The organism is Comamonas sp. JNW (genome assembly GCF_003105075.1).
Lineage (GTDB): Bacteria > Pseudomonadota > Gammaproteobacteria > Burkholderiales > Burkholderiaceae_C > Comamonas > Comamonas squillarum.
Window position 1 is genome coordinate 1 of the sequence record NZ_QETI01000010.1, and the last position, 14,938, is coordinate 14,938.

Below are 14,938 nucleotides of genomic sequence, written 5' to 3' on the forward strand. Positions count from 1 at the left end.
CGGCGCCCAGGGCCACCAGCGCATCGCCGTTGGCGGCACGCGGGCGAGCACCAGGTGGCTGGCATTGCGCTCGCGCGCAAAATCGACCAGCGCCGCGGCGACCTGGGCGCCGGGTATCGTTGCGGTATCGGCCCCCAGGCGCGCGGCCAGCGCCAAGGTTTTGAGCACGGCCTGCTGCGACTGCGCCGAGCGGTGCTGGCGCGCGGGCGCATCCACATAGACCACCATCCAGTCGGCCTCCAGCCGCCGGGCCAGGCGCGCTACCTGGCGCACAAGCGCGTCGTCCCCCGCCTGACCGCCTACTGCAACCAGCAGACGCTCGCGCGTGGGCCAGACATCGCCGATGGAGCGCTCGCGCCGGTAGTCGCGCATGTCCTCATCGACCCGGTCGGCCGTGCGGCGCAGCGCCAGCTCGCGCAGGGCCAGCAGGTTGCCCAGGCGGAAGAAATGGTGCGAGGCCCGCTCGGCCTGCTCCAGCGGGTAGATCTTGCCGGCCTTGAGGCGCTTGAGCAGCTCCTCGGGCGGCAGGTCAACGACGATCACTTCGCTGGCATCGTCAAAGATGTGGTCGGGCACGGTCTCATGCACCTGGATGCCGACAATGCCGCCCACCACATCGTTGAGGCTCTCCAGGTGCTGCACATTGAGCGTGGTCCAAACATCGATGCCGGCATCGAGCAGCTCCTGCACATCCTGCCAGCGCTTGGGGTGGCGCGAGCCGGGCGCATTGCTGTGGGCCAGCTCGTCGAGCAGCAGCACCTGCGGGTGGCGCGCCAGCGCGGCATCCAGGTCAAAGGCCTCGCGCTGGCGGCCCTGGTGGGGCAACAGGCGGCGCGGCAGCAGCTCCAGGCCATGGAGCTGTTGCACGGTCTCGGCCCGGCCATGGGTCTCCACCAGGCCCACCAGCACCTGGCGGCCGGCCTGGCGCTCGCGCTGCGCCGCTGCCAGCATCGCATAGGTCTTGCCCACCCCGGCATTGGAGCCAAAGTAGATGCGCAGCTTGCCGCGGGCCGCTTGCTGCTGGTCGGCCTTGAGCTGGGCGACCAGTGCGTCCGGGTCGGGCCTGGCTGCAGGTACGCTGGGGGTGTTGCTGGGGTTGGGCATGGTGGCGCTATTGTGGGCCAAGCCCTTAGACCAAGCCAGTGGCGGTCAGCAGCATGTCGATCAGCTTGATGCCGGCAAACGGCACCAGCAAACCGCCCAGACCGTAGACCAGCAGATTGCGGCGCAGCAACGCAGCCGCGCCCACCGCCCGGTAGCGCACGCCACGCAAGGCCAGCGGCACCAGCGCGATGATGATCAGCGCGTTGAAGATGACAGCGCTCAGAATCGCTGAATCGGCGCTGTGCAAGCCCATGATGTTGAGCGAGGCCAGCTGCGGGTAGGTGGCGACAAAGGCAGCCGGGATGATCGCAAAGTACTTGGCCACATCGTTGGCAATGCTGAAGGTGGTGAGCGCGCCGCGCGTCATCAGCATCTGCTTGCCGGTCTCCACCACCTCGATGAGCTTGGTGGGGTTGCTGTCCAGGTCGACCATGTTGGCAGCTTCCTTGGCCGCTTGCGTGCCACTGTTCATCGCGACCGCCACATCGGCCTGGGCCAGCGCGGGCGCATCGTTGGTGCCGTCTCCCGTCATGGCCACCAGGCGGCCAGCGGCCTGGTGGCTGCGGATCAGCTGCAGTTTGTCCTCGGGCCGGGCCTCGGCCAGGTAGTCGTCCACCCCCGCCTCGGCGGCAATGGCAGCAGCGGTCAGCGGGTTGTCGCCGGTCACCATCACGGTCTGGATGCCCATGCGGCGCAGCTGCGCAAAGCGCTCGCGCATGCCGGGTTTGACGACATCCTTGAGCTCGATCACGCCGAGCACCCGCGCGCCATCGGCGACGACCAGCGGCGTGCTGCCCTTGCGCGAGACGCTCTCCACCGCCAGCTGCACCGCCTGCGGAAACTGCCCGCCCAGCGCCTCGACATGGCGGCGCAGCGCATCGGCCGCGCCCTTGCGCAGGCTGCGCGGGCCTTGGGCTGTGGCGATGTCCAGGCCGCTCATGCGGGTCTGGGCGGTAAAGGGCACCGGCTGGGCCTGGGCGGGATCGAGAGCCGCGGGGCTCAGCCCATGGCGCTCCTGGGCCAGCGCCACCACACTGCGGCCTTCCGGGGTGTCGTCGGCCAGTGACGAGAGCTGGGCGGCCTCGGCCAGCTGCGTGGCGCTCACGCCAGGCGCTGGTAAAAATTCGCTCGCCTGGCGGTTGCCCAAGGTGATGGTGCCAGTTTTGTCCAGCAGCAGCACATCCACGTCACCGGCGGCCTCCACCGCGCGGCCCGAGGTGGCAATCACATTGGCCTGCATCATGCGCCCCATGCCGGCCACGCCAATCGCAGACAGCAGGCCGCCGATGGTGGTGGGGATGAGGCAGACCAGCAGCGCCACCAACACGGCCACGCTGACGGCGCTGCCACTGCCCGATTGCGCCACGGCAAACACCGAGAACGGCCAGAGCGTGACGATGACCATCAGGAACACCAAGGTGAGCCCCACCAGCAGGATGCCCAGTGCCAGCTCGTTGGGCGTCTTCTGGCGCTTGGCCGATTCGACCATCGAGATCATGCGGTCCAGAAACGACTCGCCCGGGTTCACCGTGACCTCGACCACCAGCCAGTCGGACAGCACACGCGTGCCACCGGTCACCGACGAGAAATCGCCACCGGCCTCGCGCACCACCGGGGCCGATTCGCCGGTGATGGCACTCTCATCGACCGAGGCCACGCCTTCGACCACGGTGCCATCGAGCGCAATCACATCGCCCGCTTCCACCAGCAAGAACGTGCCCTTGGTCAGGCTGCTGGCGGGCTGGGCCGTCCAGGCGGCACCATGCTGCGCTTGCTGCAGCACCTTGGCGACGGTGTCGCGCTTCATGCCGCGCAGGCTGGCCGCTTGCGCGCGGCTGCGCCCTTCGGCCAGCGCCTCGGCAAAGTTGGCAAACAGCACGGTGAACCAGAGCCAACCGGCAATGGCCAACGTAAACCCGCTGTTGCCCTGTGCCGTCAGCAGATTCTGCAGCCACAGCAGACTGGTGAGCCAGGCGCCCAGGTAGACCACAAACATCACCGGATTGGTCCATTGCAGGCGGGGCGAGAGCTTGCGCAGCGCATCCCAGGCGGCGGCCTGCAGCAGCGCCAGATCACCCAGTCCGGCCGAGGCCGTCAGTTTTTTCGTGTTCATGGTTGGCTCCGGGTTGGCGGCGCATCGAGCGCCATATTGAGCGCCAGGACGTTCACGCGCGGCTCACTGAGCAAGTAGCCGGTGCGCTGCTGCGTGGCCTGGTCCAGCAACTGCTGCACCTGGGCGGGGGGCAACTGCCGCTCGCGCGCCACACGGGCCAGTTGCAAGTTGGCATTGGCCACCGAGATATGCGGATCCAGGCCCGATGCCGAGGCGGTTACCGCATCGACCGGCACGGCGGCATCGGCAGCCAGGCCATTGGTCGTGCGGTACTGCGCCACACGTTCGGCCACGCTATCGGCCAGCCCCTGGCTGCTGGCGCCCTGGTTGCTGGCGCCAGACAGGCCCGCGTTATAGGGCGCAGCGATGCTGGCACCCTCCTGATTGGGATCGGGCGCCGTCGTGGCGCTGGGCCGGCCATGGAAGTAGCGGGCGCTGTCAAAGTACTGGCCGATCAGGGCCGAGCCCACGATCTGCCCATCGCGCAGCACCAGCGAGCCATTGGCGGCATGGGGCAGCAGCGCCTGGGCGACGCCGGTCGTGGCCAGCGGGTATGCCACGCCGCACAGCAGCAGCACCAGCACGGCGGCGCGGGCACTGCTGCCCAAAGTGCGGCCAAAAGTGCGGCCCCAGCCTGCGTCGGCGGGGGCGGCGGCCTGCTGCGCGCTGGGCGTAGGCAGGCGTTTATCGGAATCAAGGCTTGTCATGTTTTTCTCCTGCGGGCACGGCCTGGCCGTGCCCCGGTTCGCGTCAAATCAGTTGGGATATCAGGTCAAAGAGAGGGGGCTCAGGGGTAGAGCTGCCCAGCCAGCATCTGCAGGTGTTCGACCACCGGCCCCAGCGCCAGCGCTGGCAAAAAGGTGAGCCCGCCGACCACCAGCACCACAAACACCAGCAATCCGGTGAACAGCGGCGTGGCGGTGGGGAAGGTGCCGGCTCCGGCGGGCACACTGGCCTTGCTGGCCATGCTGCCGGCGACAGCCAGCAGCGGCAGCAGGGTCAGGTAGCGCCCCATCAGCATTGCCAGGCCCAAGGTGGTGTTGAAGAAGGGCGTGTTGGCATTGAGGCCGGCAAAGGCCGAGCCGTTGTTGGCGGTGGCCGAGGCATAGGCGTAGAGAATTTCCGAAAAGCCATGCGGGCCCCGGTTGTTCAGGCTGTCGGCCGCGCCCGGCCAGAGCATGGCCAGCGCCGTCCAGCCCAAAAGGCAGGCCGGGTGCGCCAGCACCGACAGCATCACCAGCTTCATCTCGCGCACCTCGATCTTCTTGCCCAGGAACTCTGGCGTGCGCCCGATCATCATGCCGGCCAGGAACACCGTCAGGATGGCGTACTGCAGCAGGTTGATGAGGCCAACGCCATCGCCGCCAAACACGCAGTTGAGCATCATCAGCGCCAGCGGTGTGATGCTGCCCAGCGGCGTGAGCGAGTCATGCATGGCATTGACCGAGCCGGTGGTGGCAGCCGTGGTGGTGGTGACAAACAAGGCGGTATCGGTAATGCCAAAGCGCAGCTCCTTGCCCTCCATATTGCCGCCCGCTTGCGTGGTGCTCCACTGCTGGTCGGCACCGGCGCGGGCCAGCAGGGCGCTGCCGTTTTGCTCGCCTGTCCAGACCAGCGCCAGAAAGCATAGGAAGATGATCAGGCTGGCGCCAAAGAACACCCAGCCCTGGCGGCGCTTGAGCAGCATCGATCCCAGCGCATAGGTCATGCCCGCCGGGATCAGCAGCATCGCCAGGATGTGCAGCATATTGGTGAGCGGCGTGGGGTTCTCAAAAGGATGGGCCGCATTCATGCTGAAAAATCCGCCCCCGTTCGTCCCCAGGTGCTTGATGCTCTCCAGACTCGCGACCGGCCCCATCAGCAGCTGCTGCGTGCGGCCGCCATCGATGGTATGGGCCAACACCTCGGTGCCCAGGGTCTGCGGCACGCCCTGCCAGACATAGACCAGCGCCAGCAGCAGTGACAGCGGCAGCAGCACACGCCAGAGCATGCGCACAAAATCTACCCAGTAGTTGCCAATGTCCTGGCTGCCCGCGCGGGCCAGCCCACGCACAAAGCCGGCAGCCGCAGCCAGGCCGGCGGCGGAGCCTGCAAACATCAGGCCGGTGATCACGACCATCTGCGTGGCATTGCTCAGGCTGCTCTCGCCCGCATAGGCCTGCCAGTTGGTGTTGGTGATGAAGGAGGCTGCGGTATTGAACGCCAGATCCGGCGTCTGCGCGGCGTTTTGCAGCGGATTGAGCGGCAGGCTGCCCTGCAGCCGCAACAGCAGGTAGCCCAGCAGCATCAGCAGGCCATTGCTCATCACCAGCACCGCGCCGTAGCGCTGCCAGCCCATGCGCTCTTGCGGATCCACGCCCATGGCGGCGTAGGTCCAGCGCTCCAACCGGCTGTCGTGCGCGCTGGTAAAGCAGCGTGCCAGCCACCATCCCATAGGGATGGTGAGCAGCACCAGCACCGCCACAAAGGCGGCATATTCGATCCAGACTAAACCCATGTCAGCCCCCGCTCAGATGCGCACCAAGGCGCGAACAAAGCCCAGCAGGCCGACAAAGCAGGCCAGCGTGAGCCCGACAAATACGAGGTCTTGCAGCATGTACATGGCCCTCTCCCCTTTTTTCAGAATTTTTCGGGCCGCAACAGCGCGTAACCCAGATAGACAAACAGCGCAGCACTGACCAGCGCGGCCAGCACCTCCACTCCATGGAACAACATCGCTCTCTCCTCTTGCGCCGCCGGGCCGCCCAATGCGGAGCGGCGGCGCGGTGGTGTTGCGCAGGCAAAACGCCTGCCGTAGAGCCAATGTAGGTTTGCGCGCATCAAGCAGGCGCTGAGAATGCGCGGGGGGATATCAAGATGGCATCAAGATGGTGTTGCGCAAAGGCAATGGGGACCCGCTAGGGCCATGTATAGTGGTGCCGCGCTCTCATCCGCCCCCCACCTATGCAGCCTTCCATGCCCCATCGCAGCAACTCTTTTGACATTCTTCGAATCTGCGCGGCGCTGGCGGTGATCTTTTGCCACCACTACTACATCAGCGGCCGTGAGGGCCCTGCCTGGATGAATGTGGGCATGATCGGCGGCGTGGCCGTGATGACGTTCTTCACAATCAGCGGCTACCTGGTCACCACCAGCTGGCTGCGTGAGCCGCATGTCGTCAAGTTCTGCGCCAAGCGCCTGCTGCGCCTGTGGCCGGGCATGATGGCTGCCGTCGTGCTGAATATCTATGTCTTTGGCGTGGCATTTACCGATCTGCCCGCACGCAGCTTCTTGACCCATGGGCAGACCTTGGAGTACTTCAAGAACCTGCTGCTCTACCGCGCCTACGTCAACCTGCCCGAGGTGTTTTCCAGCAATCCGCTGAGCAACTTGATGAACGGGCCGCTGTGGACCATTCCGATCGAGACCATGTGCTATGCCGCTTTGGCGGTTGCAGGGTTGGTAGGCGTTTTCCGCTACCGCTGGCTGGCCAGCCTGGTGCTGGTGGCCTACATCCTGCTGTTCATTGCGCGCTACAACGCCGACTTCACTGGCACGATGATGCATTGGTGGGAGTACCCGGCCTACTTTGCCTGCGGCGCGCTGATCGCGCTGCACCGGGATCGCTTTTTGGCCCATGGCGCTGCCATCACGTTCGGGCTGATTCCGGTGGCCCTGTTTTTCTGGCTGACGGGCTTACAGCATACGTCGGGCCTGGTGGTGCTGCCGGCTTTGCTGATCTTTCTGGGCAGCTGCAGTTCCAGCTTTTCAGGTGGAGTCAGCCGCCTGGGTGATCCCTCCTACGGGGTCTACCTCTCAGGCTGCCCGATCGCGCAGGCGGTGTTTGCCGTCTCGCCGGGCATGGACTTCTATGCCAGCATGGGGCTGTCGATGCTGCTGTCCATGCTGCTGGGCTATGCGCTGTGGCATTTGATCGAGTCGCCCGCGTTGCGCCTGAAGCGCTATCTGTAGCCCGCCCCCCCAAGCCCGGGTAAAACGCTTTCCGTTAAAATGCCCGCAGTCCCAGCCAGCACCTGCTGGCTTTGTTTTTTGGCAGCCCAGTCCCGGGTCTGCGCCCTTTGCTCTTCCGTACTGTGTCCTACGCTCCCGAAACCCAACGCCGCCGCACCTTTGCGATCATCTCCCACCCGGACGCGGGTAAGACCACCCTGACCGAAAAGCTGCTGCTGTTCTCCGGTGCGATCCAGATCGCAGGAGCGGTGAAGGGCCGCAAGGCCTCGCGGCACGCCACCTCGGACTGGATGGAGATTGAAAAGCAGCGCGGAATTTCGGTGGCATCGTCGGTGATGCAGATGAGCTACCGCGACCATGTCATCAACCTGCTCGACACCCCCGGCCACAAGGACTTCTCGGAAGACACCTACCGGGTGCTGACGGCCGTGGACTCGGCGCTGATGGTGATCGATGCGGCCAACGGTGTGGAATCGCAGACCCGCCGCCTGATCGAGGTCTGCCGCCAGCGCGATACGCCCATCATCACCTTCGTCAACAAGATGGACCGCGAAGTGCGCGATCCGCTGGACATCATGGATGAGGTCGAGCGCGAGCTGGGCATGCCCTGCTGCCCCATCACCTGGCCCGTCGGCCAAGGCAAGAGCTTTGGCGGCATCATCAACCTGCTGACCCAAAGCATGACCGTGTTCGCGCCAGGCAGCGACCGCGGCCCCAAGGACTTTGAAGTCATCCCGCTGAGCGAGGCCGACAAGCTGCGCAGCCGCTTTGGCCAGGCCTTTGACGATGCGCTCGACTCGATGGAACTCGCCCAGGGCGCCTCTGCCGAATGGAACCATGCGGATTTCCTGGCCGGCAAGCTGACCCCCGTGTTCTTCGGCTCCGGTGTGAACAACTTCGGTGTGATGGAAGTCCTGGACGCGGTGGTGGACATGTCGCCACCGCCCGGCCCGCGCATCGCCTACACCGAGGTCAACCGCAATCGCGAAGAAAAAACCATCCACCCGGAAGACAGCAGCTTCTCGGGCGTGGTGTTCAAGGTGCAGGCCAATATGGACAGCAACCACCGCGACCGCATCGCCTTTGTGCGCGTGGCCTCGGGCAAGTACACCCCCGGCATGAAGATGAAGGTGCAGCGCACCGCCAAGGAACTGCGCCCCACCAGCGTGGTGACCTTCATGAGCCAGCGCCGCGAAGCCGTGGACGAGGCCTATGCCGGCGACATCATCGGCTTTACCACGCACGGCGGCGTGCAGCTGGGCGACACCATCACCGATGGGCCCAACCTGCAGTTCACCGGCCTGCCGTTCTTCGCGCCAGAAATGTTCATGACCGTGGTGCTGAAGAACCCGCTGCGCACCAAGCAGCTGCAGCAAGGCCTGATGCAGCTGGGCGAAGAAGGCGCCATCCAGGTCTTCAAGCCCGATGCCGGCGGCAATATGCTGCTGGGCGCCGTGGGCCAGCTGCAGTTTGAAGTGGTGCAGCACCGCCTGAAGACCGAGTACGACTGCGAAGTCCGCCTGGAAGGCTGCCAGTACACCGGCGCCCGCTGGATCACCGCCGACACCCCCGCCGAGCTGCGGGAGTTTGAACACGCCTACCCGCTGCGCCTGGCGCATGATGCCGCCAATACCCTGGCGTATCTGTGCACCAGCCCGTATGACGTGCGCCTGGCGCAAGAGCGTTTTCCGAAGATCCACTTCCATCCGCTGCGCGAGCATGCGGGGTTGGAATTGCAGACCTCCTGATCGCGCCGGTACCAGATACCGATGGCCTACCGCCACGCCAGCCCCCAACTGCCTTTGCAAGCCTATGTCACCCGGCATAGCGACTTGCAGGCCTTGGAGGGTGGCCGACGGGTGACGAGAAGCCTGCCCCGATCAGGATGGCGCTGATCGGCTTTGTCCTTGGCCAGTACGCGCAGCTGCTGGTTTTCATAACTGCTTGCTGGGGACTTGGCACCCTGCTCTGGCCCGCCTCCGATCTGCCCACACGGCAGCCTTTGCGCATCGCGCTGGGTATGGGTTTGGTCATTTGTGCGCTGCAAGGGCTGGCCATTGCAGGCTTGCTCAACACCGCATCGGTGCTGCTCGTCATCGGCTGCGGGCTGGTGGCTGCTGCGCTGCAAATCTGTCAGATGGCCTGGCCCCGGCTTGCACCGGGATGGCCGCTGCTGCTCTTGCTGCTGGCCACGTTGCCAACCTTGTTCGCCCCGCTGCGCCCGCCCCTGGCCTGGGATGCGCTGATGTACCACCTGCCCCATGCGCGGGAGTGGGCGTTGACCGGACATCTGGGTGTGCACGAATGGCTGCGCTACCCCTGGTTCCCCTACAACTTTGACCTGCTGTTTGCCGCCGCGCTGGTGTTGGGCAACGATGTGCTGCCCCAGCTGATCCATGCGAGCACTGGCTGGGTAACAGCCTGGTTGCTCTACCGGCTGGCTATGCAATACCTGCCTGCGCCTGCTGGCGCCGCAGCTGCTCTTGCCACCGTGACCTCGCTGGTCACCAGCCGCAGCCACTACAGCGCCGCCTATGTGGACATGGCCGTGGCCATGTTTTTGACCGCTGCTTTCACCGCCATGCAGGTCAGCATCCGGCCCGCTGGCCGACGAGCAGTATGGCTGGCGGCATTTCTGCTAGGCGTAGCCGCTGGCAGCAAATACCAGGTGCTGGGGCTGCTGCCGCTGTTTGGTGCTGCGCTGCTGTGGCGCCACCGCATGCAAGGCCCTGGCTGGCGCATCCGCAGCGAATGGGACACCTGGCTGGTTACAGCCCTGTGCTTTGCGCTGCCATGTCTGTACTGGTATGCCCGCAACGCCTTGCTCACAGGCGATCCCTTCAACCCGCTGGGCGGGCGCCTGCTGGGCTTTACGGATTGGAATCTGGGCGACTACCTCTGGCAGCTGCAGGACCTGCGCAACCATGCGGGCTGGCCACATTGGGCACTATGGCCAGCCTTGGCCGCCCCCCTGCTGCCGTCTCTGCGACGCATTCCGGCGCTGCGCGCGGCTTGGCTGGTGGCGGCCTATATGGCGTTGGTCTGGCTGCTGAGCTCGCGCTACCCGCGCTACCTGCTGCCTGCCTATCCACTCATTAGCTTGCTGTCAGCAGCCGTTTGCGTGCGACTGTTGCATCAACTGCCTCCCAAGCTCTGCCAGCGCCTGGCAGCCTTGTTGGTTGGATTGTTGGTGCTGACACTGGGATTCATCGGTGCACGCAGTATCGCCAAATCCTGGCTCTTGATCGCCCCATCCTCTGAAGCACGCGATGCCGTGCTGCAACAGCAGGTCGCTGGCTACAAAGTCTGGCAGTACCTGCGGGAACACCCCGAAATCAAGCTGTATCAGATGGGCCTGGAAGACAGCCTGTACTATGCGCCACGTGCGACATGGGGCGATATCTTCGGCCCATGGCGCTACCGCGACTACCAAAGCCTGGCTGCGCAGCCACTGCACCATAAACTGAGGACCGAAGGCTTTAATGCTTTGGTGATCCACACTGGCCGGGTGCCGACTGTGGCACAACAGCCTGCATTTTTGCAATATTTTGAATTAGTGCTGGCTGATGGTGAGGTCAGGCTGTATCGTTTGAAGCTCTGAGCTGATTACACAAGCAGTACCTTCCCCAGATATTTTTGAGACATATTGATACACTCGCATGAAACATTTCAAAGCTGATACTGATTACCAGAAATAGCTTTAGTCACCGCGTGCTCAGCATAGATTCCTTTAGTGCCCATCGACATATTCAGGATATGCCCGATGGGCTGCACCCCAGGTCGGGCACAATGCAATAGCCGATTGAATGATAAAAATAATTTCTGACATGCCCGACATCTCATCCAGCGCTACAGCAACCAGCCCATCGCGGACGCATTCACCTGCCGCAACGAAGAGATGACAGTGTGCCGAGTGATAGACGCCCTCCAGATAGCCTTGCCAGAAGCGGAGACAACTTGTAGACCCATTTCTCGACCGATCGCATTGCCCACATACCCTCCAGGCCTCGCAATTGTGGAGATGCATTTCTGCTGTGCTTGGCACATGAAGCAGCCAGTGCCTTGCCGTATCGTTGCAGCAGCTAGTACGGGTGCGAATTTTGCTAGTGAGCTTTTATATGATCCACTTCCTTCTGCCGCCTGAGCATGCAGAACTTCGCTAGCACAAACTAGCGATACCTAATACTAGTAATGTCGTGAATAACTCAATATTTGTACTAATGCGAGGGAAACAATGAGTTCTATTAATTCAAAAATAAAAATATTTTTCCTATTATTTATTGCTGTTGGTTCAATTTATGTATTCAACACTTGGTCGCCCTCATCGTATGCACATGCTTTAAAAAATCATTTTGGCTATGAAAGCATTGAGCCCGATTTCGGGAAACCTAGAGCCGTTCGTAGCGACGAATGGGCCGTGGTTACACCACTGACACAAGCGGCAGTACGCAATGATTTCAAGAGATACAACGAAACTTCGCTTTACCGAGAAGATTTACGCATTAACTATGGAATTCCTATTGCGGACTGGGGAATTATTTTCAAACCAACGATGTGGCTCTACGGCCTTGTCAATCCCGCGTACGCATATTCAGCTCATTGGTTTTTGATATTCTCATTATTCATATTTGGCTACACCATTTTATTCAAGAAATTTGGCGCCACCTATACGCTTGCCATCGCCCTTTCATTCGGACTGTACTTCACAGGATTCAGCCAATTCTGGTGGAACGAAAAAGGGCCGCTATTTGCTATTTTCCCATGGGTGATTATTCCATTGATTTCAAACATGAAATTAATTTGGAAAGTTACTGCTTTCTATTACACCGCTGTCTTCTGGTTACTGACTAATCTCTACCCTCCCATTCAAATATCTTTGGCATTTGTCGGATTTATTATTATCCTGACACAACAACCCAAGATTTTTACATCAAGAAAAATTATATATATTCTCATTGCTGCAGCGCTAGCAGCTGGAACTGCTGGTTACTATCTCAAAGATTACCTCATGGCAACCAGCGCCACATTATATCCAGGCGGACGACATTCCATGGGTGGGGAGGTTCCATTCCGCTTCATCCTGTCGTGGTTCTTTCCAGGCTTTAACTTCACATGGAGCTACAACAGCCTGATTGGACTGAACATGTCGGAAATTGGTGTAGTAGGAATGTATTACTACATCGCCATTGCATTCTTCTTGAACTATAAGAATTTTCACAACATATGGCAAGACCCGCAACAGAAGAGGGTATTTCTTGCATTGGCAATCGGATTTAACCTTCAGCTAGCATGGATGGTACTCCCCATCCCTTCGCGTGTGGGCATGATTTTTCTTTGGGACAATGTCCAACCTTCCAGAATGCAGTTTGCCAGTGGCGTATTGCTAGCTCTTATTGCATCTTACACGGCAAATAAAATAGGACTGATATTTTCCCTAAAACGATTTGCGCTACTGGCCGTCTTCATCATTATCTCATGGTGGATCTTCAAGAAACCCTTCGGAGTCAAAAGGACCGAGGACTTGTTCTTTTTACCCATCCTATTTGTTGCGTATTTAATTTTCAAAAAATACCGCAACTCAGCCCACGAATTGGTTGCGATTTCTTCTTTGATCTTTGGAATCGCTCTTTTCGGCCGATTCAATCCTCTGCAATCTGCTTGGCCAATTTTCAATACTCCCAACAACCAAACTGTCCAATATTTACAAGAATTACAAAAATTCAATAACGGCACCCTAGTCTATCCGGGCTTGCCTGGAGCAATTGCCAATGGCATGGGATTTCGCTCCCTGAGCCATGTAACAGCAACGCCACACATGGACTTCTGGAGAAAAAATTTTCCCGAGTTGCCCAATAATGAACTTAACCACATATTCAATCGCTACTCCCATATCAATCCGACACTTGCCTTAAAACCGACCCTTCTGCAAGCAGATGCAGTTTTGGTACCCATGAGCAGGTTCACACAGAACAGCCGAGCAACTGAGATATCTCAGTACGAACATAATCTCTCTCAACATGGATTTTTCACTGTTGAAAAACAAAATGGAATTTTGCTTATTAATGGCTGGGGCGGATGGCCTAGAGATGCAAAAAGACATGATATTGAGATCATGTTTGACCATCGTATGAATCAAAAAATTGAGGTATCATCCATTCTTCGTCCAGACCTCCCAATCAATACCAACCAAAGGATTTCTGCGTTGAATGGATTTCAGATAATGATTCGAAGCGAGAATACTGAAATCCCAAGATGCATCACGGTGATTGCTGTTGACGATGCAGGGGGTGGGCGGACGATACTGAACAATCCGCCTAGCATCCCTCTATGCCAGTCGCCCTCGCCTTGACTGCAGAGAACAACTTCAAACATGAATCATTCGGATACAAGTATGCTTTACCGCAACCAGCGCATCGCCGTCATCCTCCCCTGCCACAACGAAGAGCTGACCGTACGCCCCGTGGTGGAAGGCTTTCGGCAAGCGTTGCCGGAGGCGGAGATCTACATCTTCAACAACCTCTCGACGGACCGCACCGCAGAGATCGCTGTTGAAGTGGGCGCACATCTGCGCAATGTCCATCTCAAGGGCAAAGGCAATGTCGTGCGCCGCATGTTTGCCGATGTGGATGCCGATATCTATGTGATGGCCGATGGCGATGCCACCTACCACGCACCATCGGCCCGCCAGCTCATCGACATGCTGATTGACCAGCAGCTGGACATGGTGGTGGGTGCGCGCGTCGAGGCTGAGCCCGAGCCCGGCGACACAGGTATCACCTACCGTCCCGGCCATCGCTGGGGCAACAAGCTGTTGACGGGTACGGTGCAGCAGATCTTTGGTGGCAGCTTTCGCGACATGCTCTCGGGCTACCGGGTGTTTTCGCGGCGCTATGTCAAATCCTTCCCTGCACATTCGCATGGCTTCGAGATCGAGACAGAGCTTAATGTCCACGCGCTGGAGTTGCGAATGCCATGCACCGAGGTCGATACGCCTTACGGCGCCCGGCCCGAAGGCTCGGCCAGCAAGCTGTCCACCTACCGCGATGGCTGGCGCATCCTCAAGACCATTGGCCGCCTGGTAGTCAGCGAAAAGCCCTTGCAGTTCTTCGGCTGGCTGGGCGCTGTGCTGGCGCTGGTCGCCATTGCACTGGCCGCTCCCATCGTCATGGAGTACAGCCACACGGGCATGGTGCGGCGCTTCCCGACCTTGGGCCTGGTGTCCGCCATGGTAGTGTGCGGTGGTGTGTCCTTTGTCACCGGACTGATCCTGCAAGCCATTACCTTGACGCGGCGCGAGATCAAGCAGATTGCTTATCTGGCTTCTGTGGCCAACACACCGAGCAAGTGATGCGGTTCAAGATCAAGCGCTCGGTGCTCTGGTTCCTGATTGCCGGCTCACTTGCCTTTGTCGTTGATGTCGTGGTGTTGACCTTGCTGCGGGATGCCCTGGGCGTGTATGCCGCACGGGCCGTGTCGTTCTGGCTGGCAGCCACCACGACCTGGCTGATCAACCGCAATATCTCCTTTGCGGGACGCAGCGCCAACGGCAGCTTGCTGACCGAGTACCTGCGCTATCTGGGTCTGATGCTGGGCGGCGGTGCCGTCAACATTGCGGTCTATTCGTTGCTGGCCTGGATCTTTCCCCAAGGCCCGCTGTGGCTGATGCTGTATGTGGCTGCAGGTACCTTGGTCGCGATGACGGTGAACTACCTCAGCATGACCCGGTTGCTGTACCGCCAGCGCCAAGAACATTGATACAGGCCGGGCGAG

General features: G+C 60.7%; 10 protein-coding genes and 1 pseudogene. 6 read left to right on the forward strand and 5 right to left on the reverse strand.

Going from position 1 to position 14,938, the window contains the following annotated elements; genetic code table 11:
• The 5 genes and pseudogenes from DCO45_RS14900 to kdpF form a co-directional block, all read right to left on the reverse strand.
• Positions 1-1,104, reverse strand: a pseudogene (locus tag DCO45_RS14900) (two-component system sensor histidine kinase KdbD); the annotation flags it as partial.
• 25 nt (positions 1,105-1,129) lie between these two features.
• Entirely contained in the window at positions 1,130-3,217 is a 2,088-nt protein-coding gene (gene kdpB, locus DCO45_RS14905) for a potassium-transporting ATPase subunit KdpB (RefSeq protein ID WP_116926570.1), read from the reverse strand.
• Positions 3,214-3,924, reverse strand: a complete 711-nt coding sequence (gene kdpC / locus DCO45_RS14910) for a potassium-transporting ATPase subunit KdpC (RefSeq protein WP_116926571.1) — start codon at positions 3,922-3,924, stop codon at positions 3,214-3,216. The genes kdpB and kdpC overlap by 4 nt, the downstream gene beginning before the upstream one ends.
• Positions 3,925-4,004: 80 nt before the next feature.
• Positions 4,005-5,714, reverse strand: coding sequence for a potassium-transporting ATPase subunit KdpA (gene kdpA, locus DCO45_RS14915; protein ID WP_116926572.1), 1,710 nt, complete (start codon positions 5,712-5,714; stop codon positions 4,005-4,007).
• 122 nt (positions 5,715-5,836) lie between these two features.
• Positions 5,837-5,932: a K(+)-transporting ATPase subunit F gene (gene kdpF / locus DCO45_RS14920; protein WP_116926573.1), complete on the reverse strand. Its 96-nt coding sequence runs from the start codon at positions 5,930-5,932 to the stop codon at positions 5,837-5,839.
• A 240-nt stretch (positions 5,933-6,172) separates the two neighbouring features.
• On the opposite strand from kdpF, the gene DCO45_RS14925 reads away from it, so the two are divergent.
• The 6 genes from DCO45_RS14925 (at position 6,173) to DCO45_RS14945 (ending at position 14,923) form a co-directional block, all read left to right on the forward strand.
• Complete coding sequence (locus tag DCO45_RS14925) at positions 6,173-7,168, forward strand: acyltransferase (protein WP_243419368.1); 996 nt, start codon at positions 6,173-6,175, stop codon at positions 7,166-7,168.
• A 122-nt stretch (positions 7,169-7,290) separates the two neighbouring features.
• Positions 7,291-8,916 carry a peptide chain release factor 3 gene (locus DCO45_RS14930; protein WP_116926707.1) on the forward strand — a complete coding sequence of 542 codons (1,626 nt, stop codon included), beginning with the start codon at positions 7,291-7,293 and terminating at the stop codon, positions 8,914-8,916.
• Between the two features lie 272 nt (positions 8,917-9,188).
• A complete protein-coding gene (locus DCO45_RS14935; RefSeq protein ID WP_133248165.1) occupies positions 9,189-10,769 on the forward strand; it encodes a hypothetical protein in 1,581 nt (526 codons plus the stop codon).
• A gap of 633 nt (positions 10,770-11,402) precedes the next feature.
• Positions 11,403-13,517, forward strand: a complete 2,115-nt coding sequence (locus DCO45_RS22735; protein ID WP_133248166.1) for a hypothetical protein — start codon at positions 11,403-11,405, stop codon at positions 13,515-13,517.
• A 42-nt stretch (positions 13,518-13,559) separates the two neighbouring features.
• On the forward strand, positions 13,560-14,516 hold the full coding sequence (locus tag DCO45_RS14940) for a glycosyltransferase family 2 protein (RefSeq protein WP_116926576.1): 957 nt from the start codon (positions 13,560-13,562) through the stop codon (positions 14,514-14,516).
• On the forward strand, positions 14,516-14,923 hold the full coding sequence (locus DCO45_RS14945; RefSeq protein WP_116926577.1) for a GtrA family protein: 408 nt from the start codon (positions 14,516-14,518) through the stop codon (positions 14,921-14,923). Before DCO45_RS14940 ends, DCO45_RS14945 begins: the two co-directional genes overlap by 1 nt.
• Positions 14,924-14,938: the final 15 nt, after the last annotated feature.